The sequence below is a fragment of the Streptomyces sp. NPDC091682 genome, from assembly GCF_044756625.1.
Classification (GTDB): domain Bacteria; phylum Actinomycetota; class Actinomycetes; order Streptomycetales; family Streptomycetaceae; genus Streptomyces.
In genome coordinates, this window is sequence record NZ_JBIVTH010000001.1 from 478160 (window position 1) to 504508 (window position 26349).

The 26349-nt window shown below is 72.2% G+C and carries 26 protein-coding genes; 14 read left to right on the forward strand and 12 right to left on the reverse strand.

Annotated features, from left to right (window positions below):
* Positions 1–2 precede the first annotated feature (2 nt).
* A complete protein-coding gene (locus ACIQK6_RS02365) occupies positions 3–212 on the reverse strand; it encodes an acyl-CoA carboxylase epsilon subunit (protein ID WP_329105781.1) in 210 nt (69 codons plus the stop codon).
* Positions 213–430: 218 nt separating this feature from the next.
* Here ACIQK6_RS02365 and ACIQK6_RS02370 point away from each other — a divergent pair, with 218 nt between their 5' ends.
* The 4 genes from ACIQK6_RS02370 (at position 431) to ACIQK6_RS02385 (ending at position 4015) form a co-directional block, all read left to right on the forward strand.
* Positions 431–712, forward strand: a complete 282-nt coding sequence (locus ACIQK6_RS02370; protein ID WP_329105779.1) for a hypothetical protein — start codon at positions 431–433, stop codon at positions 710–712.
* Between the two features lie 269 nt (positions 713–981).
* Entirely contained in the window at positions 982–2412 is a 1431-nt protein-coding gene (locus ACIQK6_RS02375) for a glycoside hydrolase family 16 protein (protein ID WP_329105777.1), read from the forward strand.
* A 165-nt stretch (positions 2413–2577) separates the two neighbouring features.
* Complete coding sequence (locus tag ACIQK6_RS02380) at positions 2578–3090, forward strand: pyridoxamine 5'-phosphate oxidase family protein (RefSeq protein ID WP_329105775.1); 513 nt, start codon at positions 2578–2580, stop codon at positions 3088–3090.
* A gap of 88 nt (positions 3091–3178) precedes the next feature.
* Complete coding sequence (locus ACIQK6_RS02385; protein ID WP_329105773.1) at positions 3179–4015, forward strand: class II glutamine amidotransferase; 837 nt, start codon at positions 3179–3181, stop codon at positions 4013–4015.
* A 19-nt stretch (positions 4016–4034) separates the two neighbouring features.
* On the opposite strand, the gene ACIQK6_RS02390 is transcribed toward ACIQK6_RS02385, so the two are convergent.
* Positions 4035–4919: an MBL fold metallo-hydrolase gene (locus ACIQK6_RS02390; protein ID WP_329105771.1), complete on the reverse strand. Its 885-nt coding sequence runs from the start codon at positions 4917–4919 to the stop codon at positions 4035–4037.
* A gap of 126 nt (positions 4920–5045) precedes the next feature.
* Between ACIQK6_RS02390 and ACIQK6_RS02395 the strand changes: the two genes are divergently transcribed.
* Together ACIQK6_RS02395 and ACIQK6_RS02400 are read left to right on the forward strand one after the other, a co-directional pair.
* Positions 5046–5474, forward strand: a complete 429-nt coding sequence (locus ACIQK6_RS02395) for a MarR family transcriptional regulator (RefSeq protein ID WP_329105769.1) — start codon at positions 5046–5048, stop codon at positions 5472–5474.
* 89 nt (positions 5475–5563) lie between these two features.
* Positions 5564–6622 (forward strand): LacI family DNA-binding transcriptional regulator, encoded by a 1059-nt coding sequence (locus tag ACIQK6_RS02400; RefSeq protein ID WP_402694138.1) that lies wholly within the window; start codon positions 5564–5566, stop codon positions 6620–6622.
* A 92-nt stretch (positions 6623–6714) separates the two neighbouring features.
* Here ACIQK6_RS02400 and ACIQK6_RS02405 read toward each other — a convergent pair whose 3' ends face one another.
* The gene (locus ACIQK6_RS02405) at positions 6715–7377 is read right to left on the reverse strand and encodes a DUF4360 domain-containing protein (protein ID WP_329105765.1); all 663 of its coding nucleotides are present in this window, start codon (positions 7375–7377) and stop codon (positions 6715–6717) included.
* 263 nt (positions 7378–7640) lie between these two features.
* Here ACIQK6_RS02405 and ACIQK6_RS02410 point away from each other — a divergent pair, with 263 nt between their 5' ends.
* Positions 7641–9503, forward strand: a complete 1863-nt coding sequence (locus tag ACIQK6_RS02410; RefSeq protein ID WP_402694139.1) for a galactose oxidase-like domain-containing protein — start codon at positions 7641–7643, stop codon at positions 9501–9503.
* A gap of 157 nt (positions 9504–9660) precedes the next feature.
* Here ACIQK6_RS02410 and ACIQK6_RS02415 read toward each other — a convergent pair whose 3' ends face one another.
* Genes ACIQK6_RS02415 through ACIQK6_RS02425 form a run of 3 tightly spaced genes read right to left on the reverse strand, consistent with a single transcriptional unit; the run spans position 9661 to position 11091 of the window.
* A complete protein-coding gene (locus tag ACIQK6_RS02415; protein ID WP_329105761.1) occupies positions 9661–10266 on the reverse strand; it encodes a HutD family protein in 606 nt (201 codons plus the stop codon).
* On the reverse strand, positions 10263–10634 hold the full coding sequence (locus ACIQK6_RS02420) for a DUF4180 domain-containing protein (protein WP_329105759.1): 372 nt from the start codon (positions 10632–10634) through the stop codon (positions 10263–10265). Before ACIQK6_RS02420 ends, ACIQK6_RS02415 begins: the two co-directional genes overlap by 4 nt.
* Before the next feature lie 16 nt (positions 10635–10650).
* A complete protein-coding gene (locus ACIQK6_RS02425) occupies positions 10651–11091 on the reverse strand; it encodes a MarR family transcriptional regulator (protein WP_329105757.1) in 441 nt (146 codons plus the stop codon).
* A 154-nt stretch (positions 11092–11245) separates the two neighbouring features.
* On the opposite strand from ACIQK6_RS02425, the gene ACIQK6_RS02430 reads away from it, so the two are divergent.
* Positions 11246–12775, forward strand: a complete 1530-nt coding sequence (locus tag ACIQK6_RS02430) for an MFS transporter (protein ID WP_329105755.1) — start codon at positions 11246–11248, stop codon at positions 12773–12775.
* Between the two features lie 98 nt (positions 12776–12873).
* Entirely contained in the window at positions 12874–13392 is a 519-nt protein-coding gene (locus tag ACIQK6_RS02435; protein ID WP_329105753.1) for a DUF664 domain-containing protein, read from the forward strand.
* Positions 13393–13488: 96 nt separating this feature from the next.
* Here ACIQK6_RS02435 and ACIQK6_RS02440 read toward each other — a convergent pair whose 3' ends face one another.
* Positions 13489–14850, reverse strand: a complete 1362-nt coding sequence (locus ACIQK6_RS02440; RefSeq protein WP_329105751.1) for an FAD-dependent oxidoreductase — start codon at positions 14848–14850, stop codon at positions 13489–13491.
* Between the two features lie 208 nt (positions 14851–15058).
* On the opposite strand from ACIQK6_RS02440, the gene ACIQK6_RS02445 reads away from it, so the two are divergent.
* From ACIQK6_RS02445 to ACIQK6_RS02455, 3 genes are all read left to right on the forward strand, one after another.
* Positions 15059–15250, forward strand: coding sequence for a DUF5302 domain-containing protein (locus ACIQK6_RS02445; protein WP_329105749.1), 192 nt, complete (start codon positions 15059–15061; stop codon positions 15248–15250).
* 168 nt (positions 15251–15418) lie between these two features.
* The gene (locus tag ACIQK6_RS02450; protein WP_329105747.1) at positions 15419–15832 is read left to right on the forward strand and encodes a rodlin; all 414 of its coding nucleotides are present in this window, start codon (positions 15419–15421) and stop codon (positions 15830–15832) included.
* 149 nt (positions 15833–15981) lie between these two features.
* Complete coding sequence (locus tag ACIQK6_RS02455; protein WP_402694140.1) at positions 15982–16893, forward strand: glycoside hydrolase family 19 protein; 912 nt, start codon at positions 15982–15984, stop codon at positions 16891–16893.
* A gap of 18 nt (positions 16894–16911) precedes the next feature.
* Here the strand turns inward: ACIQK6_RS02455 and ACIQK6_RS02460 are convergent, their stop codons facing one another.
* The 4 genes from ACIQK6_RS02460 to ACIQK6_RS02475 form a co-directional block, all read right to left on the reverse strand.
* Positions 16912–19680 (reverse strand): LuxR family transcriptional regulator, encoded by a 2769-nt coding sequence (locus tag ACIQK6_RS02460; RefSeq protein WP_329105742.1) that lies wholly within the window; start codon positions 19678–19680, stop codon positions 16912–16914.
* A 213-nt stretch (positions 19681–19893) separates the two neighbouring features.
* Positions 19894–21660, reverse strand: coding sequence for a S8 family serine peptidase (locus ACIQK6_RS02465; protein WP_329108202.1), 1767 nt, complete (start codon positions 21658–21660; stop codon positions 19894–19896).
* A gap of 459 nt (positions 21661–22119) precedes the next feature.
* Entirely contained in the window at positions 22120–22869 is a 750-nt protein-coding gene (locus tag ACIQK6_RS02470) for a DUF1838 family protein (RefSeq protein WP_402694141.1), read from the reverse strand.
* Positions 22870–22951: 82 nt separating this feature from the next.
* Positions 22952–23494, reverse strand: a complete 543-nt coding sequence (locus ACIQK6_RS02475) for a GNAT family N-acetyltransferase (protein ID WP_329105739.1) — start codon at positions 23492–23494, stop codon at positions 22952–22954.
* Between the two features lie 54 nt (positions 23495–23548).
* On the opposite strand from ACIQK6_RS02475, the gene ACIQK6_RS02480 reads away from it, so the two are divergent.
* Positions 23549–23941 (forward strand): hypothetical protein, encoded by a 393-nt coding sequence (locus tag ACIQK6_RS02480; RefSeq protein WP_329105737.1) that lies wholly within the window; start codon positions 23549–23551, stop codon positions 23939–23941.
* A gap of 229 nt (positions 23942–24170) precedes the next feature.
* Positions 24171–25337 (forward strand): ATP-binding protein, encoded by a 1167-nt coding sequence (locus ACIQK6_RS02485; RefSeq protein ID WP_402694142.1) that lies wholly within the window; start codon positions 24171–24173, stop codon positions 25335–25337.
* 56 nt (positions 25338–25393) lie between these two features.
* Here ACIQK6_RS02485 and ACIQK6_RS02490 read toward each other — a convergent pair whose 3' ends face one another.
* Positions 25394–26302: a phosphotransferase family protein gene (locus ACIQK6_RS02490; RefSeq protein WP_402694143.1), complete on the reverse strand. Its 909-nt coding sequence runs from the start codon at positions 26300–26302 to the stop codon at positions 25394–25396.
* Positions 26303–26349: the final 47 nt, after the last annotated feature.

A 26349-nucleotide genomic window follows, 5' to 3' on the forward strand; every position in this document is an offset into this window, starting at 1 on the left:
GTTCAGCGGCAGGCCCAGCAACCTGCCCAGCAGCCGGATGCCGGTACTGCGGTGCGCCGGCGGCCGGGCCCTGCGCCTGCGGCCGCGTCGCCGCCGCCGGAGGCCCGCCCGGCGTAACACGCGACGACGACCGCGATCGCGGCCAGTTCCTCAGGGGCGGCGACGCCCCGCTCCACACGCAGCAGGCTCGCTATCGGGACATCCTTCGGCATCGGCACGGCCTCTCTCACGGGGGCTGCGCGTGCGCCCGGTCCCATCGCGAGGGGCGGACCGGCCGGGCTCCGGCGCGGGCGGCACACGGGTGGCTCGGCGCGCTGACGGGACGTGTTCCGCGTGAGCGAACCGGCCTGCGGGCTCCGGTGGGATCACCTGGAACCCTGTCGCGACCGACGCTACAAGAGCGTGCCGCGCGCGGCACTTTGGACCGGTCGTGGTGACCGGCCACCGGCCGCTGCTGTGCCGGGGCTGCGCCGGCAACCTGTACGCCGTCTGCACCATGGACCACGCGGGCCGGAACGCGGGCGGCAAGGCGGCAGGCAAAGCGGCCGGCAACACGGGCGGGAAGTCGTCCGGAAACGCGGTCGGGCAGTGGGAGGTCGACCACGAGATGCCCGTGCTGTGCCCGCTGTCCGGCCTGCTGCCGCTGACCGGGACGGCTGCCTGCGTCCATGACCTGCCCGGCGCCGAGGAGGTGCTCGGTCCGCCGGTCTGACGTACGGCGAGTTGATCCGTACGGGTGAGCGTCCCCCCGCCGACCGGCGGCCGGGGGCCCGATCGACGGCCGTGCCGTCGACCGGGCCCCCCGCGTTCACTGATTGAACTCGCCCTGCCGGCGAATGCCGTGCCGGTTGCATCTCTTGACGGCGCGTGAGGGCGCGGAGGACAGTGTCCAGCGGCGCCGGATTGAGAGCGCTCTCAAGGCACCGGAGCCACTGACCCTTCCCCCGCACCGCGCTTCGGCGCGCTTCAGAGAGGGCAGCCATGCACGAGATATCCGGCAGGAAGCGGCCGGGGGCCCGGCGGGCCCTCTTAGCCGCGCTCAGTACGATCGCCGTGGGCGCGGCAGCCGCCGCGGCCGTGGTCCTGCCCGCGAACGCCGCGGCTCCCCCCGCTCCGGCCGGCTGGTCCCGGGTGTTCCTCGACGACTTCGACGGACCTGCGGGATCCGGGGTGAACACCGCCGACTGGCAGTACACCACCGGCACCTCCTACCCCGGCGGACCCGCCAACTTCGGAACCGGCGAGATCGAGACGATGACCGCCGACCCCTCCAACGTCTCCCTCGACGGCACGGGCAACCTGCGCATCACCCCGCGCCGGGACGCCGCCGGCAACTGGACGTCCGGCCGCGTCGAGACCCGGCGGGCCGACTTCGAGCCCCCGGCGGGCGGCAAGCTCCGGTCGGAGGCCCGCATCCAGATGCCGAACGTGACGGGCCCGGCCGCCAAGGGCTACTGGCCGGCGTTCTGGATGCTCGGCGCCCCCTACCGGGGCAACTGGTGGAACTGGCCGGGCATCGGCGAGATCGACGTCCTGGAGAACGTCCAGGGCCTCAACAACGTCTGGGCCACCCTGCATTGCGGCACGAGTCCGGGCGGCCCCTGCAACGAGACCTCCGGAATCGGCGGCCAGCGCGCCTGCCCCGGCGCCAGTTGCCAGGCCGGCTTCCACACGTACGCCGTCGAGTGGGACCGCTCGACCGCGGTCGAGGAGATGCGCTTCTACGTCGACGAGTTCAACTTCCATACGGTGCGGGCCAACCAGGTCGACGCGACGACCTGGACCAACGCCACGAACCACGGCTACTTCATCATCCTGAACGTCGCCATGGGCGGCGGCTTCCCGGACGCCTTCGGCGGCGGCCCCGACGCGGGCACCCAGCCCGGACACGCGATGGTCGTGGACTACGTCTCCGTGCTGCGGTCGACCGGCGGCACCACCCCGCCCACCGCTCCACCGACGACACCGCCCACCACCCCGCCGACCGCGCCGCCCGGTCACCGCGACGCGTACACGGCGATCCAGGCCGAGTCGTACGACGGCCAGTCGGGCGTCCTCAAGGAGAACACCACGGACAGCGGCGGCGGCCAGGACCTCGCGGCGATCGGGAACGGCGACTGGGCACTGTTCCGGGGCGTCGACTTCGGCTCCACCCCGGCCAGGCAGTTCTACGGGCGCGTGGCCAGTGGTGCGGCCGGCGGGGTCAGCGGGCTGGTCGAGGTGCGGCTCGACGACCCGGCCTCGGCTCCGATCGGCAGCTTCTCGATCGCGTCCACCGGCGGCTGGCAGAGCTGGCGCACGGTGCCGGCGAACATCACCGCGGTCACCGGTGCGCACGACGTCTACCTGACCTTCGCCAGTGGCCAGGGCGCCGACTTCGTGAACGTCAACTGGTTCGACTTCGGCCATTGATGCGCGGCGGCGCCGTCCCCGCGGACTCCGCGGGGACGGCGCCCCGGACCGCCGGGCGGACTCGGCCCGGGAGCCGGGTGGGGCACCGCCTCCGGTGGACGGCCGGGACGCCCCGGGACAGGCTGGTGGGCGAACGCAGTCGGAGGCCGAACCAGGAGGACGACCGTGCCCGACGAGGAACCCCGCGCCGAGCTGGACGCGCGGTACAGCGACGAGCGGGCGAGGGCCGTGCCCTGGCGGGAGGCCGTCACCCGACTGGCCGCGGCGGAGCTGTACTGGCTGACGACGGTGCGCCCCGACGCGCGGCCGCACGTCACCCCGCTGATCGGGGTCTGGGCGGACGGCGCGCTGCACTTCTGTACCGGGCCCCAGGAGCGCAAGGCCAAGAACCTCCGCGGGAACCCGCACGTCGTCCTCACCACCGGGACCAACACCCTCCACGAGGGATTCGACCTGGTCGTAGAGGGTGAGGCCGTCCGGGTCAAGGACCCCGACCGGCTGCGCCGGCTCGCCGCCGCCTGGGAGGCGAAGTACGGCGCCGAATGGCATTTCGAGGTGGGGGACGGCGTGTTCGTGAATCCCGACGCGGGCGAAGCGGTGGTCTTCGCGGTCCGCCCGGGCACCGCCTTCGGTTTCGGCAAGGGCGGCTACAGCCAAACGCGCTGGCTCTTCTCCTGACCCGCAGCCGCCGCGGACGGCCCGTCCCGCGAGAACCCCGACGTCAGCGGGGTTAGGCTCAGAGCAGGTCGCGAAGGGGATGGTGCGCATGTGTCGCTGGCTCGCCTACTCGGGTTCGCCCATGCTCCTCGACACCGTGCTCTACCGCCCCGAGCACTCCCTGATCAACCAGAGCCTGCGGGCCAAGATGGGCGCCGAACCGACCAACGGCGACGGATTCGGCATCGGCTGGTATAGCGCGGACGGCAACGGCACCCCGGCGGTCTTCCGGGACGTCGGCCCGGCGTGGAGCAGCCGCAACCTGCAGGAGCTCGCGGCGCACGTCCGCTCGCCGCTGTTCTTCGCGCACGTCCGCGCCTCGACGGGGTCGGCCGTCCAGCAGTCGAACTGCCACCCCTTCCGCCACGGACGCTGGCTGTGGATGCACAACGGCGCGATCGCGGACTTCCAGCGGCTCCAGCGCGACCTGTGCATGGCCGTCGACCCGGCGCTCTTCCCGTCCATCGAGGGGTCCACCGATTCCGAGGTGATGTTCTACCTGGCGGTCACTTTCGGTCTCGACCAGGACGCCCCGGGTGCGGTGGCCAGGATGGCGGGGTTCGTGGAGCGCCTCGGCAAGGAGCACGGCGTGTCGGAACCGCTCCAGATGACGGTGGCGGTGAGTGACGGCACGCACGTGTGGGCCTTCCGCTATTCCAGCCAGGGGAGGTCCCGCTCGCTCTTCTACAGTTCCAGGGCCGAGACCGTCCGGCACCTGCACCCCGAGGTGCCCTACCTCAGGGAGGTTTCGGACGAGACGCGCCTCGTGGTGTCGGAGCCGCTGGGCGACCTGCCCGGAGTGTGGAACGAACTCCCCGAGAGCAGTTACGTGGTGATCCCCTCCGGGCCGGAAGCGGACTACCTCCCCTTCGTCCCCGAATTCTGACCCGCCCCTGACCTCCGGGTCACGCGTCCAGGGGGCGCCAGGCCGGGCCGTCCCCGTCCTGCACGACGTGTCCGAACACCACGTCGGCGAAGTGGACGCCGAAGCCGATGGTGCCGGGTTCCGCCAGCTCGGCGACGAGGCGCCGACGGTGGCCGGCGGTGAGGGCGCCGTCGTGGTCGAAGCCCGAGGACCATGCGGGGTGGTCGATCTGGAGGGGCGAGTGCACGGCGTCCCCAAAGGCGATCAGACGGCGGCCGCCGCCGGTGATGACGTACTCGGCGTGTCCGACGGTGTGGCCGGGGGTGATCCGTACCCGCACGCCGGGAAAGACTTCCTGACCGTCCGTAATCGTACGTACGCGCGGCGCCAGGGCCGCGACCTGCTCGGCCATGCCCTGGGCCTCCAGGAGGTCGCGCCGCTCCCATTCGGGCTCGGACACCAGGTACTCGGCGTGGGCGAACACCGGCCGGTCACCGCCGGGCGCGGGGTGGCAGGCCCAGCCGAGGTGGTCCGCGTGGAGGTGGGTGAAGGCGACCGCCTCCACGCCCTCGGGGCTGCGACCGAGTTCGGCCAAACTCCGCACGAGCGCGCCGCCCCGGATCGTGGCGAGCGGACCGTCCGGCGCCTCGTGGGACTGCGGGCCGAAGCCGGCATCGATCAGCAGGGCGCGGCCGCCGTGCTCCACGAGCAGTCCGCCGACGCTCCCCACCAGGTGGCCGGCGGGATCCAGGTACTCCGGATGCGCGGCCCACACCTCGTCGGTGCTGTCCTGGAGCAGCGACAGGGGCCGGAGCCGTACGTCGCCGTCCGGCACGTAGGACACCGTGGTGTCGCCCAGCCGTATCGAGCGGATTCCCGCGGGTCGGCGCAGTCGCTCGTCCTGAGCCATCGTCATGTCGGCCATGGGTCATCTCCTGTGAGTTGCCATCAGGTCGCCGCGGTCCGCCGCGGCGACGATCACCATAAGCATCAAGTTCGAATCATTCAAGTTATAAATATTTCGGCTTCACGGACTTGCTAGGGTGAGGGCATGACGACGCCCCCGGAGCTGCAGGCCATCGCCGAGCGACAGCTGTGCGGCCTGGTGAACGGGCTGGCCCAGCGGATCGCCGAGCACGTGCGCGAGCGCGCCTCCGCCCTGGGCCTCACCGCGTCGCAGGCGACCGCGCTACGCGAGATGAGCGGGCCGATGACCATGCGGGAGCTCGCCGAACGCATGAGCTGCGAGCCCTCAAACACCACCTTCGTCGTCGACAAGCTGGAGAAGCAGAGCCTGATCGGGCGCCATCCGCACCCCACCGACCGCCGCGCGAAGCAGCTCGTCCTCACCGCCGAGGGGATCGCACTGCGCGAGCGCCTCCTCGCGCTGCTCGCCGTGGACTCGCCGCTGTCCGGCCTCGCCCCGGAGGAACAGGGCGTCCTACGGGGCCTGCTGGAGCGGGCCGTCACGCGGCCGTAACCCGCCTGCGGGGCAGCGACCGGGGGCGATCACCGGTTACCCTGCTGCCCGTCGAAGCCACCGCCCGCAGGCACCGTGGAGGAGCATCCGTGACCGAACCGCGTCCCGACAGCCGCCCCACCCTGGAGGCCGTCGCGGCGCACGCCGGGGTGTCGCGGGCCACCGCGTCCCGCGTGGTCAACGGCGGCGACGGGGTCCGCGCACATCTGGTGGACCGAGTGCGCACGGCGATCCGCGTGCTCGGGTACGTCCCCAACCACGCGGCCCGCACCCTGGTCACCCGGCGCACCGGGGCCGTCGCGGTGATCATCGCCGAGCCGGAGGTCCGGATCTTCTCGGACCCCTTCTTCTCGCGCCAGGTCCGCGGCATCGCCAAGGAGCTGACCGCGCACGACACGCAGCTCGTCCTGCTCCTGGTCGAGGACCGCGGCGACTACGAGCGGATCGAGCGCTACCTCGCCGGCGGCCACGTCGACGGGGCACTCGCCTTCTCCCTGCACACCGACGACCCGCTGCCCGCGATCACCCGCCGCATCGGCATGCCCACGGTCTACGGCGGCCGGCCCGGCTGGACCACCGGGACCGGGGAGGGCGAGGGCGAAGGCGAGGGCGTGGTTTACGTCGACGCCGACAACCGCGGGGGCGCGCGGGAGGCCGTGCGCTATCTGCTGGCGCAGGGCCGGAGGCGGATCGCACACATCGCCGGCCCGCTCGACCAGACCTCGGCGGCCGACCGGCTGAGCGGCTACCGCGACGCCCTGGCGGCCGCCGGCCCGGAGCTGTTCGCCGAAGGGGACTTCACCCCGGCGGGCGGGGCCCGCGCGATGGCGGAGCTGCTGGACCGGGACGCCGGTATCGACGCCGTCTTCGCCGGGAACGACCTGATGGCGACCGGCGCCCTGCGCGTGCTGCGGGAGAGCGGCCGGACGGTGCCCGGGGACGTGGCGCTGGTCGGCTTCGACGACGCCGAACCGGTGGCGGAGAGTGCCGACCCGCCGCTGACGACCGTACGCCAGGACATCGAGGGCATGGGCCGCCTGATGGCGCGGCTGCTGATGAGCCGCCTGAACGGCGGTCCGGACGGGCGACCGGCCGCACCCGATCCGGTGATCACCGCCACGGCGCTGGTGCGGCGCGCGTCGGCCTGAGCCCGACCGACCGGCAGCGGACCGGCGCCGGACACGTCGTAGGGGCCCGCCGGACGGCGGACCCCTACGAACGGGGAGCGGGCGCTCCCGGATCAGCGGCGGGCCGGGCACTTCTTCCAGGAGAAGTGGTACACGCTGTTGATGCTGCCGTCCGTCGAATCGAGCGCCATGAAGCTGGTGTGCGCCGGGTCCGAGGTGCCCACCTCGGCGCGCAGCTCGGTGTTGATGTTGAAGTTGCGCTGCTCACCGCAGGGGGCGAAGACCAGGGCCTCGACGCCCGTGGTGTCGGTCGCCTGCCAGTTGTCGACGAGCTCGCCGTTGAACTTGTGGGTCCGGTACGCGGTCTGGCTCATGCCCTGGAAGTAGTAGCTGGCCTTCTGCGTGCCGACCGCGCCCGGGGCGAGGCTGCCGAAGCCCCGGTAGTCGACCTTGGCCACGGCGTAGGTGTACCCCTGGGGGACGTGGACGTCGAGGGATAGGAGGCAGTTCTTGCGGCCCTCGACGGCGGAAACACCGCCGCCGGCCTGGGCCAGGTATTCGCTGTAGGTGACGGTGAAGGCGGAGTTGTCCGGCGACACGGCGACGGCGGCACTGCCGGGACGGCAGCCCGATCCGTTCACGGAGGCAACGTCCACGGTCACCTGGTCGGTGGGGGCGGAGAGCGCCGAGGAGGAGGCCCCGGCGGCGGGGGTGAGCGCGACGAAGGTCGCGGTCACGGCGGCTGCGGTGAATCCGGTGCGGAGGGACTTGATCACATCACCATGGATAGCGGCCCGCGGCGGCCCCGGCCGGCCGACGGGCACGCGGTCTCACCTCGATGGCCGAAGCCTCTCACCGGAGAAACGATAAATCTACTCAAACCCCTCCGCCGGATGGCCCCAGGTGGCGCGCAGTGCCGAGTCGAACCGGTCACTCGTTGCGATATTTCCTAATATCAGCGAGGTCCTTCAGGCAACCAGCGGGTTCTGGAGCCGGCCTCGGCGCCGGGGCGCCGGGCCCTCCAGCGGTGAGGAGTCCCATGTCCCGCGCACCACGCCCGTCCCGCGCACCACGGCCACGCCCCGCCGCCCCATCGGCGCTGCCCCGCGCCACTGCCGTCGCCACCGCCCTCGCCACTGCCCTCGCCATCGCGCTGGCCGGGGCCGCCCCCGCCTTCACCGCGACCCACCACACGGGCGACGAGGCCGCGGTGCTCGGCGAGGAGCACGCCCGCGCGCACGCGCGGTTGCGCGAGGCGGCCAAGAGCAACCAGGGCTATCCGCAGTCGAAGCGCACGTCGAGCCTCGCCTCGCTGGAGGAGTCCCAGCGCAAGGGCAACGCGAAGTTCGAGGCGGCCCGCTCCGGCCGGTTCACGCAGTTCTTCCCCTCCCCCGATTTCGGCGTCCACGTGGCCCAGCTGCCGACGGGCAAGGTGCTGCTCTTCTCCTTCGAACGTGTGGAAGCCGATCCCACCAAGGAGACCGGACCGACCAACACGGTCGGCCGGACCAACGCGGGCCGCGCCTACCTCTGGGACCCCACCAGGGGGACCGGGGCCAATGCCTTCAAGAACGTGCCGCCACCGGTGGTGCTGATGCCCGACGGCGCCTACGCCCCGCGCCCGGCGCCGTTCTTCTGCGCCGGTCACTCCTACCTCCCCAACGGAATGGTGGGGGTGTTCGGCGGAAACGTCGGTGGGAAGGGCGGCAGCGGCGCCAAGTTGTCCTTCGTGTTCGACCCGTGGACCGAGAAGTGGTTCCGCAACCGCGACATGTCCGTGGGCCGCTGGTACCCCTCGGTGGTGACCGGGCCGGACGGCCGACAGATCATCATGTCCGGCCAGTCCGAGCGCGGTACGGGCACGCCCACTCCGGTGGTGGAGCGCTTCCCCGCGCTCGGGCGGCCCGTGCCCTGGCGTTCGTACGACATCCCGGCGAACGTCCCCGCCGAGCCGCTCCGGTCACGGGCCCCCTTCCGCAACGACTATCCGCACCTCTTCTCGCTCCGGGACGGGAAGATCTACGGGCTCGGCCGCGACGCCGACCAGCAGTGGCTGTTCGACCCGGTCGAGGACGTCCGCACCGACCTGCCCCGGCGGCCCGCCGACTTCCGGGGCTACGGCTCCGCAGTGCCGCTGCCGGCCGGCTTCCGGGGCCCGGACTCCGTCCTGGTGCTCGGCGGCGACCCGCGCGACCCGCTCACGTACCGGCTGTCCGGCGGCCGCTGGAGCATCGAGGAGCCGAGGGCCTTCGGCCGCACCCAGGACGGAACGCTGATCCTGCCCGACGGGACCCTGCTCACGGTGAACGGCGCCCTGGACACTCGGGACTACGGCAACGGGCCCTTCAACCCGAAGGCCGACCTGAAGTACCGCCAGATCGAACTGCGCGACGCGCGCGGCCACTGGAAGCTGGGTCCGGCCCAGCGGCTGCCCCGCGGCTACCACTCCAACGCCCTGGTCCTGCCGGACGGCCGGATCATGGTCACCGGGGACGAACTCCAGCAGATCGCCAACGACCCCGACATCGGGGACGGGATGGACGGCAGCATCGAGCTCTACGAGCCCGCCTACCTGCACCGGGGCGCCCGGCCGGCGCTCGACCGGGCCCCGGCGGGCGACCTCGGCCACGACACGGCCTTCCAGGTCACGAGCTCGACGGCGAAGGACGTCACGCGGGCCGTCCTGCTGGCTCCGACGACCGTCACCCACTCGGTGAACACCAGCCAGCGCCACCTGGACCTGCGGATCACCGGTGTCCGCGGCGCCACGATCGGGCTCCGCACACCGCCGGGGGCGGCCGATGCCCCGCCCGGGTACTACATGCTCTTCCTGCTCGACGCGAAGGGCGTCCCCAGCACCGCAAAGTGGATCAAGCTGGGCACCCGCCCCCGCACCCGCTAGTGCTGTGGCCGGAAAGGTTTGCCGGTTCGCGGCGTTCGGTGCGGTGCATCGCAAGGCGGAGGACAGCGGCTCGTACTGGACGTACTTGCGCGGTCCGACAACGCGGCGAGGCGCCGTACCGGGCGTCGTGAGCCGGTGAACCTTTCCGGTCACAGCACTAGACGGGGGCGGAGGCCGGGGCCGGGGCCGGGGTGAACCGTACGACGGCCGCGCGCCCGCCCGTACGGACCCGGCAGTCGACCGGCCCCGTCAGCAGGGCCGCGTCGTACGGGAGTAGCTCCACGCGGTCAGCGGCCCGTTCCAGTGTCGCCGCCCCCTCCAGCGCGGCCACCAGCAGCGTCCCGCCCGGCGGGACCGCGAGGGCGAGCGCGCCCCGTACGACAGCGGTCTGAGCCTCCACCGCGCCCCTGCGGTACATCACGTTGAAGTTCACGACGGGGCCGGAGAGCAGCCGGCAGTCGGTCGGCTCGTCCCCGGGAAAGTCCTGCGGCGCGAACCGCTCGTCCACGAGCCGGCGTACGCCCGCCACCGTGAGGTCCATGCCCGCACCCTCGGCGAGGGTCAGGGTGCGCCCGATGCCGGGGAAGGCCGAGAACGGGCCGTCGGCGGCGACCTCGGCCAGGCTCACGCGCCAGCCGAAACCCTCCATGTCCGCGCCTTCGGGCCAAGCCGCGATCTCCCGGGTGACTCCCCCGCCGTTCTTCCAGACGGTGGGGGTCCGGTCGACCGCCCGCAAGACGCACAGCGCGCCGGCTCCGCTCACGCCGCCGACCCGGCCAGCCGCTCGCCCAGCTCTCCGGTATCGGCGAGGAACCACGTCTGCGTCCCGCGGTTGCACTCGCGGACGAAGTCGCGCAGCGCCGGACTGGCCTCCGTGTGGCGCGAGATGTCGCCCAGGACGACGATCCCGACCCGGTACTGGACGAACTTCTGGATGATCGCGCCGGCGACGCGGGTGCTCAGCTGGAAGAACGCGTCGTCGAACCGCCCGGCGGGGATGACGACCCACTGGGCACCCTGGTAGCCGGCGTCGCCGATGTGGTCGAGCGCCTCGCGTTCACCGGCGATGACCTCGCCCTCCGCCTCGCACATCAGCACGGACACATCGTTGATCGTCTGCAAAGTGCTCATGGAGGCCGAGGGTACTTCAGGCGCCCTTCTCCATCGAGGGGCGCAGGCGGCCCAGCAGGGCGTAGAGCGTCGCGCTCTCGGCCTCGTCGAGGGTGTCCAGCGCACCGTGCATGGCCTGCATCTCCTCGCGCACGACCCGGATCACCTCGCGGCCCGCATCCGTCGCGACGACGTTCTTGACGCGCCGGTCGGCGGGGTCCGGCTCCCGGCGCACCAGCTCGCGGGCCTCCAGCCGGTCGACGATGCCGGTCACGTTGGAGGCGTCGCACACCAGCAGGGTGGCGAGGCCGCGCATCGGCACGGGGCCGTCGAGCTGGGCGAGGACCCGGGCCTGGGTGGAGGTCAGGCCGTGCTGGGCCGCGGCGGCGGCGAACTCGCGCCATTGGGCGGTGCCGATCGCGGCGAGCAGCTCCAGCAGCTGGAGCTTGGTGGGGGTCTGCGTGGCGGTGTCGCTCATACCTGGAGCGTACTCAGGATGCTTCACATTATCAATTGTTTACTTGACCACCTTAACTATCCACGTCTACCGTCGGTCGAGTTACTTGAGAAGGTCAAACATCTGCGTTCCGAAGCTCTTCAGCTCCGAAACACGAAGAAGGTTCACCCCAGCCATGAGCACCCCCTCCCCCGCCACCCCGGCCTCCGGGCACCGGAACGAGACGGTCATCGTCTTCGCCCTGAGCCTGGCCGCCATGGTCGTGTCGATGATGCAGACCCTGCCCGTCCCGATCCTCGGCCTCATCCGCCAGGACCTCGGCACCACCACGGCGAACGTGAGCTGGGTGACCACCGCCACCCTGCTGTCGGCCGCCGTCTTCACCCCGCTGCTGGGCCGGTTCGGTGACCAGCACGGCAAGAAGCCCACCCTGGTCGCCGTGCTCGGCGTCATGGTCGCCGGCTCCGTCATCGCCGCACTGGCGACCTCGCTGCCGCTGTTGATCCTGGGCCGGGTGCTCCAGGGAGCCGCCACCGCGATCTTCCCGCTGGCCCTGTCCGTCCTGCGCGAAGAGGTCCGTCCGCAGAAGCTGCCGGGCGCGATGGCCCTGGTCAGCGGAACCCTCGCGTTCGGCAGCGGGCTCGCGCTCGTCGCGACCGGGCTGCTCACCTCCGGCTCCGGTGCGGACTACCGCAACGCCTTCTGGATGGCGACCGGCTTCGCGCTCCTCGCCCTGCTCGCGGTGGTGTTCCTGGTTCCCGCGACCCGCCACAAGACCGGCGGGCGCACCGACTTCCTCGGCGCGCTCACCCTCGGCATCGCGCTGCTGCTGCTCCTGCTGCCGATCTCCCAGGGCCACGAGTGGGGCTGGGGCTCCGCCCGCACGCTGGGCAGCTTCGCCGGCGCCGCCGTCATGGCCGCGGTCTGGGTGCTCGTCGAGCGCAAGGTGCGCGAGCCGCTCGTCGACATGAAGATGTTCGTCCACCGCCCCGTGCTCATGGCCAACCTGGCCGGCGTCCTCGTCGGCTTCGGCATGTTCGCCAACTTCCTGGGCGTCTCGTACCTCGTCCAGATGCCCGAGGCCCTCACCGGCTACGGCTTCGACGCGTCCATCCTGCGGGCCTCCGTACAGTTCCTGCTGCCCGGCGCCATCGTCTCGCTGCTCGCCTCGCCCGTGGGCGGCCAGATCGTGCGCCACCGGGGTCCGCGTACGGCCCTGGCCCTGGCCGCGGCCCTCGGCGCGGCCGGCTTCGGCTGGCTGGTCCTGGACCACCAGCACAGCCTCTCCGTGATCGGCGCCGGGCTGGTCGTCGGTGCGGCCGTCAGCTTCGGCTACGCCGCCATGCCCGCCGTGATCATGTCCAGCGTCCCGCACCACCAGAGCGGCATCGCCAACGGCATCAACTCGATCTCCCGCTCCACGGGCAGTGCGATCGGCAGCGCCGTCGTCACCACGATCCTGGCCTCCAAGACCATCGAGCACCTGCCGGCGGGGGTCCCCCCGCTGCCCGCCGAGTCCGGGTTCACCCTCACCTTCGGGATCGGGGCGGTGGCCTTCGCGCTGGTCGCGCTGATCAGCTGGGTCGGCCTGCGCAGCGGGCAGGGCACCGTGGCGGCGGCCGCCGGACGGAGCGCGGCAGTGCCCGGGACGGCGGAGAAGGCCGAGCAGGCCGAGAAGGTGGAGACGGTCGACGCCACCCGCTGACCGACCGCAGGTCCCGTGACCCGACTCGCCGGCCCGGGGGTCCGACCTCCGCGTGTCGCTCGCGGGGGTCGGGCCTCCGGGCCCCGCATGGTGGGTGCATGAAGGCTACGGACGTCATCGCCGACGGATTCGGACGCATCCGGGAGATCGTGCACGAGGTCGTGGAAGGGGTCCCGCCCGAGCTGCTCAACGGGCGCGTGGACCCTGCGGCGAACTCGGTCACCTGGCTCGTCTGGCACCTGACCCGGATCCAGGACGACCACATCGCGGACGCGGCCGGCACCGAGCAGGTCTGGGATTCCGGCGGCTGGTCGGACCGGTTCGCGCTGCCGCTGCCCGCCGGTTCGACCGGATACGGGCACTCGCCGCAGGACGTCTACACCGTGCGGGTCGACTCGGGCGAGCTGCTGCTGGGGTACTTCGACGCGGTGCACGAGCGGACCGCGCGGTTCGTGCACGGGCTCGCCGCCACCGACCTGGACCGGGTGGTCGACGAACGCTGGGATCCTCCGGTCACCCTCGGGGTGCGCCTGGTCAGCGTGTTGGGTGACGACCTCCAGCACGCCGGGCAGGCGGCCTTCGTACGGGGCGTGCTGGAACGGGAACGGGGCCTCTGAGGGAGCCCCCGTCCCGTTGCCGGACGGCGGCGCGACCGCTCGCACCGCGGGACGTGCGGAGGGCCGGGACCCCGTCCGGGTTCCGGCCCCCTCGTACTACGCTCCGCTCGCCTTGAGCATGTCCTCGCGCTCGACGATCTTCACGCGCTCGCGGCCCTGGGGCTCGCCGAGGGCCTTCTCGGCCGCGTCCAGCCGGTACCAGCCCTCCCACGTCGTGTAGCGGACGCTGCGCTCGGCGAGGAAGGCTTCGACGGCCTCCGGGGCCGGGGCGGCCGGCTCGCCCAGGCGGCCCTCCGCGTGGTCGGCGAGCAGGTTCGCGACGGTCTCGTTCGCGTCACCCTTGGTGTGGCCGATCAGGCCGACCGGACCGCGCCGGATCCATCCGGTGACGTACGTCGACTGCAGGTGGGCACCGGCTTCGATCACGCGGCCGCCCTCGTCCGGGACCGTGCCGGACTCGACGTCCCAGGGGAGCTTGGGCAGCTCGTCGGAGAGGTAGCCGACGGCCCGGTAGACGGACTGGACGTCCCAGTCGGTGAAGTTGCCCGTGCCCTTGACGTTGCCGGTGCCGTCGAGCTCGGTGCGCTCGGTGCGCAGTCCGACGACCTTGCCGTCCTCGCCGAGGATCTCGGTGGGCGACTCGAAGAAGTGCAGGAACAGCTTGTGCGGGCGCTCGCCGATGTCGCGGATCGCCCAGTTCTCCAGGGTCTTGGCGACCATGTCGGCCTGCTTGTTGCCGCGGCGGGTGGCTATGGAGCCCTCGTCGTAGTCGATGTCCTCGGGGTTGACGATGACCTCGATGTTGGGCGAGTGGTCCAGCTCCCGGAGCTCCATGGGGCTGAACTTGGCCTGCGCCGGACCCCGGCGACCGAAGACGTGCACCTCCAGGGCCTTGTTCGCCTTGAGCCCGTCGTAGACGTTCGCCGGGATCTCGGTCGGCAGCAGTTCATCGGCCGTCTTCGCGAGGATGCGCGCGACGTCGAGGGCGACGTTGCCGACACCGAGCACGGCGACCTTCTCGGCCTCCAGCGGCCAGGTGCGCGGGACGTCCGGGTGGCCGTCGTACCAGGAGACGAAGTCGGCGGCGCCGTAGGAGCCGTCGAGGTCGACGCCCGGGATGTTCAGCGCGCGGTCGGCCGTGGCACCGGTGGAGAAGATCACGGCGTCGTAGAAGGACCGCAGCTCGTCGAGGCTGATGTCGTTCGGGTAGTCGACGTTTCCGAAGAGGCGCACCTGCGGCTTGTCGAGAACCTGGTGGAGGGCGGTGATGATGCCCTTGATCCGGGGGTGGTCGGGAGCGACGCCGTACCGGATCAGACCGAAGGGCGCGGGCATCCGTTCGAAGATGTCGATGGACACACCGGGCTCGACGGCTGCCTCGGACTTCAGCAGCGCGTCGGCGGCGTAGATACCGGCGGGGCCGGCACCGACGATGGCTACCCGCAGAGGGCGAGGCATGGCAGGGGTTCCCTTCGAGCGACAGCAAGGTGGATCAAAAGGAACCCTAAACGAAGGTAAACCTAACTCAGCACCCGGTGTCTCTTTATAGCCCCATAATCAAAACTTATGACCTCCCCAAGCCCCCCTTGGGGCATCGAGGAACTCGCTGGTCAGCACGGACGCCACCTGACAGACTGAAACCGCTTGATCACCCCAGGAGGACAACATGGCTGACGAAACCGACACCCCGCAGGACGAGTCCCCGGCCGACGCGGCCAAGCGCAAGTTCCGGGAGGCCCTGGAGCGCAACGCTGCGAACGCCCAGTCCCAGCAGTCCCACCAGAGCCGGGCGAAGGTCCACGGCGCCAGCAGCGGCCCCGGCGGCAAGAACAAGAAGGTCCGCCGCAAGACCGGCTGACGCTCGAGCCCGAGGAGCCCGCCCCCGCCGTCACGGCCGGGGGTGGCTCGATCCGGCATTGGGCCACTCGGGTGAGTGGGGATAACCCCGAGCACCGTCAACAGTTGATCAGCACGTCCCGCCGAGGGCAGCCATCACACGCGACAGTGCGACCAGAAGGATCCCCACATGCTCAAGAAGTTCATGGCCACCGCAGCCGCCACCGCCGCCGTGCTCGGCGCGGGTGCCGCAGTCGCCTCCCCGGCGATGGCGATCGGCAACGACAACGGCGTGAACACCGTCAACGGCAACGGTTCGTCCCAGATCTACGGCAACCAGGAGACCCACGGCAAGATGAGCCCGCAGCTCGGCGCCATCCAGGGCTCGCTCAACAAGCTCTGCGTCGGCCTGCCGGCCAAGGTCAACGCCCAGTCCCTGCTCGCGGTCCTCGCCAATGTCGGCGTCCAGGACGTCAACGTCCTCGCCAGCCCCCAGAACCAGCAGTGCACCGAGAACTCCACCCAGGCCAAGGGTGACGAGGCCCTCTCGCACATCGCCAGCAACATCCCGGTCCTCTCCGGCAACCTCTCCGCGGGTAGCTGATCGGTTCGATTCCGCGCCGGTGTCACGCGTCACGCGTGACACCGGCGCGTTTCATTTGGTCTAGACCTTGACAGGTTCAGACCATTTTCGCTTCAGTGGGCACCATTGCCCCCCACGGCAAGTCCCCCCACTGAAGGAGCAGTTACGTGATGCGTGCGCTTCGCCTCCGCGCCCTCGCACTCGCCGCCGCCTCGGCCCTCACGGCCGGCCTCGCCCTCGCCCTCCCCTCCTCCCCCGCCGTCGCCGCGGCCCCCTGCGCCGGCGCCTGGACCTCCTCCGCCGTGTACACGGGTGGCATGAACGCCTCCTACGGCGGCCACAACTGGCAGGCGAAGTGGTGGACCCAGGGCGAAACGCCCGGCACCACCGGCCAGTGGGGCGTCTGGTCGGACCAGGGTGCCTGCGGCGGCGGGGGCCAGGACCCCGATCCGGGCAACCCCAACGGATTCGTGGTCTCCGAGGCCCAGTTCAACCAGATGTTCCCGAACCGGAACCCCTTCTACACCTACAACGGCCTGGTCGCGGCGCTGTCCGCCTACCCCGGGTTCGCCAAGACCGGTGACGACACCACCAAGCGGCGCGAGGCAGCGGCCTTCCTCGCGAACGTGTCCCACGAGACGGGCGGACTCGTGCACATCGTCGAGCAGAACACCGCCAACTACCCCCACTACTGCGACGCGAGCCAGCCGTACGGCTGTCCCGCCGGCCAGGCCGCCTACTACGGCCGCGGACCCATCCAGCTCAGTTGGAACTTCAACTACAAGGCCGCCGGTGACGCCCTCGGCATCAACCTGCTCGCCAACCCGTACCTCGTGGAGCAGGATCCGACCGTCGCCATGAAGACGGCGCTCTGGTACTGGAACACCCAGAACGGCCCGGGCACCATGACCGCGCACGCCGCCATGGTGAACGGCGCGGGCTTCGGGGAGACCATCCGCTCGATCAACGGCGCCCTGGAGTGCAACGGCGGCAACCCCGCCCAGGTCCAGAGCCGCATCTCGAAGTACCAGAGCTTCACGCAGCTGCTCGGGGTTACCCCCGGGAACAACCTCGGCTGCTGAGCAGCGGTGCCGTGGCGGTCACCGCGCGCGCAGCGCGGTGGCCAGCTGGGCCCGTGAGCGGACGTCGAGCTTCTGGTAGATGCGGGTCAGCCGGGCCTCCACCGTCTTGACGCTGAGGAACAGCTTCGCCGCGGCCTCCTGGTTGCTGGCGCCCTGGCTGACCAGCAGCGCGAGCCGGGTCTCGGCCTCGGTCAGGGTCGCGGCCGCCGGTACCCGCACACCGGCGCCGTCACCCGGGGCCGGTTCCCTGGCGAGCTCCGTCCAGGGGGCGGCCCCGGCCCGGTCGAAGACCTCGGCCGCGGCCCGGAGCGCAGCGCGGGCCGGTGCGCGCCGACGTCTGCGGCGCTCCACCCGGGCGAGGGCGAGCAGCGTACGGCCGCGTTCCAGCGGCAGCCGCAGGGCGTCGAAGCGCTGGGCGGTGGCCTCCAGCAGGTGGACGGCCCCGTCGGCGTCGCCCTGGGCGGACAGGCACAGCCCGCGGGCCCGGTCGAGGGCCGCGACCACTCCGGTCCGGCCGAGCCCGACGGCGACCGTGCGGACGGAGGCCAGCAGGCGGGCCGCCTCCTCGGGTGCGTCGGCGGCGATGAGGGCTTCGGCGAGCTCCCCGTGCCAGCGCAGGATCGAGGGGTCCACCACCTGCTGGGCGGCCTCCAGCTCGGCGACCCGGCGCAGGGTGGCGACGGCCTTCGCCGCCTCTCCCGTGGCGAGTTCGACGAGACCGAGCGCGTGCAGGCTGCGGGAGAGGAAGACCTGGTCCTGCTCCTCCTGCGAGGCCTGGATGCCGCGCCGGGCGTAGCCGGCGGCCCGGGCGAAGCTGCCGCCCATGGCCTCGGCCATCGCGGCGACGTACCAGGCGGGGCCGGGCGAGAGGCCCGCGTCGATCGTGAGCTCGAGCGCCCGGCGGGCGTGGGCGGAGGCGGCCTCGCACCGGCCGCTGCGCAGTTCGACCTCGGTGAGGCTGCGCAGGACCTCGAAAACGTCCTCGGCGGATCCGGTGCGCTGGACCGCGGGCAGCAGGACCATCAGTTGGCGGCGGGCGTCGTCGAGGCCGTCGTCGAAGAGGGCGTGCCGGACGGCGAGGTACTGGGGCGCGTTGCGCATGCCGAGCGGCACCTCGGGGGCGGGCAGGACCAGGGCCTCGGCCAGGATCGCCTCGGCTCCCGGGTCGCCGAGGATCCGGCCCATGCGGGCCCGTACCGTCAGGGCCATGGCCTCGGCGACCTGGTCGCCGCCGAGTGCGGCGAGCGCCCCGGCGCGAGCCGCCGCGTCGCGGGAGCGGACCGGGTCGCCGTCGCTGAGGTTGTGCTTCCAGGCGATCCGCAGCTGGACGGCGGCCTGGAGCGAGGGGTCACCGGCGGCCTCGTCCATGGCGTACGCGATGGTCTCGTCGAGGGCGCCCAGGGCCTGCCCGGCGGCGTCGATCACGGCGAGCCGGGCCCGTACCCGGTCGGCGGGCGAGGCGTCGCGGGCCAGGACGGCTCCGGTGGCGCGCCGGGCGAGGTCGGCTCGGCCGGACCAACCGGCGTCCTCGGCGGCCGTGACCAGGCGGGCCAGTTCCTCGCCGGCGAGCGAGGACGGCGTGCGTTCGGCGGCGAGCAGGCCCAGTTCGGCGGCGAGGGCGCGCTGTCCCCGGCGGCGGCAGGCCGCGGCGGCTTCGGTGATCTCCGCGGCGAGCCACGGGTCGGGGGTGTCCACGGCCAGCGCGCGGTGGCGTACGGCTTGGACGGGGTCGTCGACGGCGGCGGCCAGGGCCGCGTGTCCGGCGGCGCGTTCGGGCCAGCCGGCGTCGGCGGCGAGGGCGGTGGGCAGGGCGCCGGCGGTGAACTCCACGGAGCCGTCCTCGCCGACCCTGACCAGCGCGGCCCGTTCCGCCTCGGCCAGCTCGGCCTCGGCGTCGGGGCGGCCGGCGCGGCGCAGCAGGGAGATGGTGGGGCGGGTGGCGAGGGCGGCGAGCAGCAGGGTGCGGCGGGCCTGGGCGGGGGCCCCGGCGAGCAGCCGGCGGGCCACCTCGCGGGCCTGTCCGGAGACGGGTAGGGCGTCGGCGTGGTGGGCACTGCTGTCGCGTGCCTCGGCGGCTTCGGCAAGGGAGTGGCCGAGGGCGAGGGCGAGGCGCGGGTTGCCTCCGCTGGCCTGGTGGATCCGGCCGGCGAGGCGGGCCGGAAGGCCGTGGCGGAGGAGGAGTTCGGCGACCTCGTCGGCGCCCAGCGGGGGGACCCGGATGGCGGGGACGCCGGGGCCGCAGAGGGGTTCGCCCACCGGGACTCCGCCCTGGACGCATTCGGCGACCAGGACCCGTACGCGGGGCGGGGTGAGGCGCAGGGCGAAGCGGAGCAGGTCGGTGCTCTCGGCGTCGAGCCACTGGGCGTTGTCGAGGACGAGCAGGACGGGGTCGCGGTCGGCGAGGGTGCGCAGCACTTCGACCACGGCGAGGCGCAGGGCTATGTGGTCGCGGCCGGCCCGGGGTGCGTCGGCCTCGCGGCGCAGGAGGGCGATGGCGGTGCGCTGGGGGCCGGAGAGCTGTTCCAGGGCGCCGCCGGGCACGGAGGCGAGGAGGGCGGCGGCGGACGCCTCGGGTATCCATTGGTCGGCGGCCTCGGGGGCGAGGCACAGCACGGTCTCGTGGCGCGATGCGGCCGCGGCCGTGACGGCGCGCACGACCTCGGTCTTGCCCGCGCCGGCGGGTCCGGTCAGGAGCGCCCGGCCGTGCGCGGCCAGCGCGCGGTCGACCGCCCTGATCAGTTCTCCGTGTCCGACACTTGTGTCAGCGTGCCCCGTCGCCGCCACCACGCACAGCCACCAGCCTCTCGGTCCCCAGCTCCGGCGCCCTTCCTGTGAGAGGCGACAATACGAGGTCGAGTGGCGGGCGGACACGGATTGTGACGCAGAAATCAGCCGCGTGCCGGGAAAACCCGTCGGACCTGCCGATACGAGGTGTATCAGCAGGTCCGCGGGCTGGCTTTGGTCCGTACTATCTGGCCGTCAGGCCGAGTTGGCTCCTGATCAGAAGGTCAGGTTCCAGGAGTCGATCTTGCCGGTGTCGCCGCCGGCGTTGTCGTTGACCCGCAGCTTCCAGGTGCCGTTCGCGACCTCGGAGGAGGCGTTCACGGTGTAGACCTGGTTGATGTTGGCCGTGCTGCCGCCGGAGCGGTTGTGCAGGTTGTAGACGCTGCCGTCCGGGGCGACCAGGTCGACCTTGAGGTCACCGATGTAGCTGTGGACGATGTTCACGCCGACCTTGAGGGCCGCCGGGGCGTTGCCGGTCACACCGGTGACGGTGATCGGGCTCTCCACGGTGGCGTTGTCCGCGATGGCGTAGTCCGTGGTGTTCTCGCGGCCCGAGGTGGGCGGGGTCGAGGTCACGGCGGCGACGGTCGCGGCCGCGTCGGCGAGGCCGGCGCCGCAGCCGCCGGTGCAGGTACCGGGCAGCGGGCGGGCGTTGGTCTTGATCGCCGACTCGATCTGGGCCGGGGTCAGCGAGGTGTTCGCCGACTTCAGCAGGGCGGCCAGGCCCGCGATGTGCGGGGCGGCCATGCTGGTGCCCTGGTAGGGCTTGTAGATCTCGGCACCGGGGGTGGTGGTCCCGCCGTTCAGGGTGGAGAGGATCGCGTTCTGGGGGGTGGTGACGGTGCCGGGCGTGTCGGTGGCGCGGCGCGTCTCACCGCCCGGGGCGGCGATGTCGATGATCGAACCGTAGTTGGAGTAGTACGAGCGCTCTCCGGCACGGTTGGTCGACGCCACGTTGATCACGTTGTTGCAGCTGGCGGGCGAGTAGCCGGACGCGTTGGCGTTGCTGTTGCCGGCGGCGACCACGACGGTCGTACCGCGGGCGACGGCCGCGTTGATGGCGTTCTGGTAGCTGGTGCCGCAGGCACCCGGGCCGCCGAGGCTCATGTTGATGACCTTGGCGGGGGTGGCGTTGGCCGGGACGCCCGCGACGGATCCGCCGGAGGCCCAGGTGATGGCGTCGACGATGTCCGAGGTGGCACCGCCGCACTTGCCGAGGACGCGGACGGGCTGGATCTTCGCGCCGTAGGCGATGCCGGCGACGCCCTTGGAGTTGTTGGTGGCCGCGGCGATGGTGCCCGCGACGTGGGTGCCGTGCCAGGAGGAGTTGCTGGCCTTGGAGCCGGTGCCGCACTCGCCGTCGGTGGCGTTCCAGTCGCCCTCGTCGGCCGGGTTGGCGTCACGGCCGTTGCCGTCGCGGGCCTCGGAAGCGGTCGAGATGAAGTCGTAGCCGGAGACGATGTTCGGCGCGACGTCCGAGTGGGCGACGTAGCCGGTGTCGATCACGGCGACGGTGACGCCGGAGCCCGTGGTCTTGTCCCAGGCACCGGGGACGTTCATGCCGGCGGTGGACTCGAAGAGGTCCCACTGCTTGGCGTACTCGGTGTCGTTCGGGGTGACGGCCTGGGCGTAGGCGCGGGTGTCCGGCTCGACGTAGGCGACGTCCGGGTCGGCGCGGAACTGGGCCATCACGTCCGCCGCGTCGGCCGGGGCGGTCGCACCACCCAGGCTGACGAGGGCGGCACCGGTGCCGAGGCGACGGTCGAACTTCGCCTTCTTGTTGCCGGCCTTCTTGCCCTTGGCGGTGGCGTCGTCGGCCGCCGCCGTGTTCGAGCTGGCCTCGGTGGCCGAGGACTTGTATCCGACGATGAGGTTCTCGACGGGCGCGGTGGGGGCGACCGTGGCGGCGGGGGCCGCTGCGGGGGTCTCGGCGGCCAGGGCCACGGAGGCTGTCGCGGAGCCGGCGAGCAGGGTGACGGACATAGCCACCACGGATATGAGCCGACGTCTGGAAGAGTGCACGTGTTCCCCTTCGAGGGCCGTTTCCGGGCGTGCCGGATCGGCCGGTCAGTGCAGTGTGGGAGGTTCCGGCGGCCGCGGGACCGGGAGCGAGTTGGTCGAGCTCGCCCCGGCTCCGCCGCGCGCCACGTCGCCCGAGCCGCAACAGCGGGGCTGGGCAACGGCGGTCCCGGCTCTCCCCCCGACCGGTACGGCCTTCACGCCATGTGGGGTTGGCGTGTGTGCCTTGGGGTCAGGGGAAGATCGCCGGTGGGCAGACAGTAGGCAACACGGGGATGAACTCGATACGGGGAAAACCCTTGTCCGCCCCCTGCCGATCCCGCCGGGGGTCCCTCGGTAGGGGCGATGACCAGGCATGTTCGTCGTCCGCGCGATCGCCGCGCACCATCGGGGCCGAGACCGGGAACGGAACCGGAGCTGGCCCTACCGCGGCGGGAAGAGCGTGCGGAAGTACGTCCAGCTGGTCTCGTTCGGCTCGCTCCACTTCTCCGGCGCGTGGGCGAATTCGGGGTGGTGCTCGGCGACGTACGCGCGGGTGCGCTCCGGGACCTGCGCGTACGAGTCCAGCTTGCGGCCGCGGCAGTGGAAGGTGAGGCCGCCGGGGCGCTGCCCCTGTTCCATCCAGGGCAGCCACGGGGACATCCGGGTCCACGACATGGTGGCGGGGACGCTCACCGCGTCGGTGGTCAGGGTGGCCGCGGGCGCGAAGAACTGGAACAGCTCCAGGGCGCGGTAGGTGTCGTCGGCCGAGTGGGCCGGGTACTGCGCGACCGGCAGGGGCGAGGGGTAGGCCAGCGGGATCTCCAGGCTGAAGCAGACCTGGTCGCCCAGTTCCGTCAGGGGGATCGGGAAGGGCCGCCACTTCTGGTTCGCCGGATCGTTCCAGACGTGGATCACCTGCTTGTCCTGCCAGGTCTCCAGGATCTCCCGGGTCCCGGGGTCGAGGTAGAACGCGGCCTCCCTGGACAGGAGCTGGTAGCCGCCGAGCTCCTCGTCCGCCACGAGGCGCGCGACGTTGAGCCCCTCGAAGCCGAAGAGGCGCCGGTAGGGCTCGCCGGGGGCCCAGGAGTGGACGTCCCCGGTCCACCAGTAGGTGACCTCGGCGCCGTCGAGCGAGGCGCGGGTGCGGGCGAATGCGTGCAGGAGCTCGGCGGGTGTCAGCTCTGATGTCATACGCCCCACTGTGCGCGGTGGCCGCGCAGCTGGACAAGCGGCCCCACGGACAACCCCCGAGGGCCGTCGCGCCGGTGACGCTTCAGGCGGCTGCGCGACGCACGTGCAGATGGCCGTCGAGGGGGTAGGCGGGAGGCGCGGACACCAGCGTCCTGTCGTACGCGTAGCCGCATTTGACGGCGACGCGGCAGGATGCGGGGTTGTCCACCTGGTGGAGGAGTTCGAGGCGCTCGAGGCCGTCGGTCCGAAAGGCCTCCAAGGACCAGGCGGTGAGGGCTTCCAGGGCTCGCGGAGCCACGCCCCGGCCCCGTGCCTCCGCCGCCGTCCAGTAGCCGACCTCGGCGGAGGCCTTGCCGGGCGCGACCTCCTTGAGGACGACGTTGCCCACCAACCGCGCCGGCAACGCGCCCCGGGGCGCCTCCAGGACGGCGAATCCGAACCGGCCCCCTGCCGCCCAGCCCCGCTCCTGGGCCCGCACCCACCTCAGTCCGTCGTCCTCGCTCTCCAGCCCGGGATCCGGGGAGGCCTCGACCAGTGCGGCGACGTCCTCCACGCACCAGGGCCTGAGAAGGAGAGCGGGAGCGGTCGATGTGGCGGCGGCCCCGAGCGTGACGGAAGTGATCATCGGCCGATCGTACGCACGGCGTCCCGGGGTGCGCCGAAGGCTCACAATGGCGACATGGTGATGGTGCTCCCCCCGTATTCCTCGTCCCCCGTCGTGAACGGTCATCCGCTCCTGGACGAGCCGGGGTTCTGGCCGGCTCACCTGGCCGAGCTCTGCGAGGGGTTCGCGGCGGGTGCCTTCGGGGTGGACGCCTGGGATGCCCAGGACATGTGGGAGCGGCTCCGGGACGAGTCGGCCTGGCCGGTCTTCTCCGTGCCGCTGAGCGGCGGCTTCGTCATCGTCGCGCACTACAACAGTGGCGAGGAGTTCACGACGACGGACTACTTCCTCACTCACCCGGACTGGTCCCGTGCCCTTCGGCTTGCCGCCGACGATCAGGACCGCATCGGCCCGGGGCCGTGCTGGCCCGAACTCGCCGCGCTGACGCGGTGCCTCACACCGGGCTGAGGCACGCACCGGAATCGGGGACCTCGGGGGCGCCGGAAACGGGGTCGTGCGCGGCCCCGGCGGGCCCACGGCCGCGATTTCACCGTCGTGCGCGACCCCGGGGAGGCCCGGCTCCGGGCAGCCGCTCACCCACCCGTCCACACGCTCGACACACTGCCCCTGACCTGGCCTTTTCCTCCGATTCACCTAGCCTGGTGGCATCACCCGGACACCATCGGAGGGGGACTTCGTGAGTGACGAAGCGATCAAGTACGACGCCAGCCACATCAAGGTGCTGGAGTGGCCCGAAGCCGTGCGCAAGCGGCCCGGGATGTACATCGGCTCGACCGGCGAACGCGGCCTGCACCAGATGGTCTTCGAGGTCGCCGAACGGGCGGTGAACGAGGCCGTGGCCGGCCGCGCCAGCTCCGTCGGAGTGACCCTGATGGCCGACGGCGGCGTGCGGGTCGACGACGACGGGCCGGGCATCCCCTTCGGGGCGGCCGAGGACACCGACGGCCCCGGCCTCGAAGCCGTGCTGACCGAGCTGTCGGCCGGGGCGAGGCCCGTTGACCGCCGCACCGTGACCGTGGCCCTCGTCGGCTTGGGGCCCGCCGTCACCAACGCCCTGTCCAGCCGGCTGACGGCCGAGGTGCGGCGCGAGGGGGTCCGCTGGGTCCAGGAGTACGCGTGCGGCGTCGCCATCGCGCCGCCCACCGCCGCGGGTCCGGCGACGGGAAGCGGGACCACCATCACCTTCCGGCCCGACGCCACGCTCTTCGAGACGACGGAGTGCTCGTTCGCCGTGCTGGCGGAGTACTTCAGGGAGCTGGCCTTCCTCAACCGGGGCCTGGACATCTCATTGACCGATGAGCGCCCTCCGGGTGGTCCCCAGGCGGCGCGGTTCCGTTTCCTGGGCGGCGTACGGGACTTCGTCACGTCCCTCCGGGCGCGGTCGGGGGCGTACCTGCGCACGGACGTCGTCGCCTTCGAGCGGGAGGACCCGCGGATGGCGGGGACGATGGAGGTGGCCCTGGGGTGGTGCGGCTCCCGCGAGGAGCGGGTCCGCAGCTTCGCCAACAGCATGGCCACTCCCTACGGCGGCGCCCATGAGGTGGGCCTGCGCGACGGAGCGGCGGCCGCGCTCGACGCGTACGCGCGGGCGCGGGGGCTGTTGACGGCGGCGGACCCCGGTCTCGGCGCCGACCGCATCGGCCAAGGCCTGACGGCGGTCGTGTCGGTCAAGCTGGACCATCCCGAGTTCGTCGGCGCGGCACGCGGAGAACTGGGCAACGGCCCCGTACGCGCCTGTGTCGGGGAGGCCGTGCGGGAGCACCTCGGCGCCTGGCTGGAGCAGAACCCGGGGCAGGCGGAGGCCGTCATCACCGAGATCCTCCGGGCCGACACCCTCGACTGAGTGCTCGCCGCGTCCCGGCCGGCATCGGCGAAGGCAGGCCGGGACAACGCGACGATTCAGGCATACCTCTCGAAGAGGGCGTGGATGTAATCCTCCAGTCGCTGCGTCAGGACACGTGCCGTCAGGTCGACCCGGCCCAGCTCACGCCAGGGCACGCCGACCTTCTCCGCGTCCGGAGCGAAGCCCAGCGCGTCCAGGAGGCGCCAGTAGAGGTGGGCGGCGTGGTCCTCGGTCAGGGTTCCTCCCGCGGCGACGTAGCGGTCCGCGAAGCCCATCCCCGCGGGGACCCCGTGCAGCAGGGCGAGGGCCGTCGAGCAGTGCGCCACGTCCAGGTCGGCGGGCCCCCAGGAGGTCTCCACCCAGTCCACGACGCCGCTGATCCGAAGGTCCTCGTCCGCGCCGGTGAAGAGGACGTTCCCCGGATGGAAGTCCCGGTGCAGGAAGCGGCCCCGGTACTCCGGGGGATCCTGGCGGATGACGTCGACCGCCCGCCGCCAGAGCTCGGGCCGCCGGGTGTCCGCGGGCGGGCTCACCCCTTCGGGAGAGGCCCAGGCCTGATACGTACGGGGCCGCTGGGCTGCGGCCACCGGCAGCTGATGGATGCGCACCAGTTGGCGGGCCAGCAGTTCGGCGCGCGCGGTGGCGTTCCGTTCGTCCAGGCGCACGGTTCCCGGCAGCAGGGACATCAGGAGCGAGGGGTGGTCGCAGTACTGCGCCGTCGCGTCCACCGCCACCAGCGTGGCCGCGGGCACGCCCGTGTCGCCGAGCAGGCGCAGGATCGCCGCTTCACGCGTCAGCAGGCCTTCCGCGTGCCGGACGTAGAAGGGCGTGACGAAGGACCGCAGGACGAGCGAGCGCCGTCCGTCCGGGCCGCCGAGGTCCAGCCGCCGCATCTGCGAGGTCCAGCCTCCGCGCAGCCGTACCACCTGCTCGATGCGTTCCGTCGCGGGCAACCCCTTCTCCACTCAGGAGCGCGTGGCACCCCAGTCCTCACCGACTAACTCCGCAACCA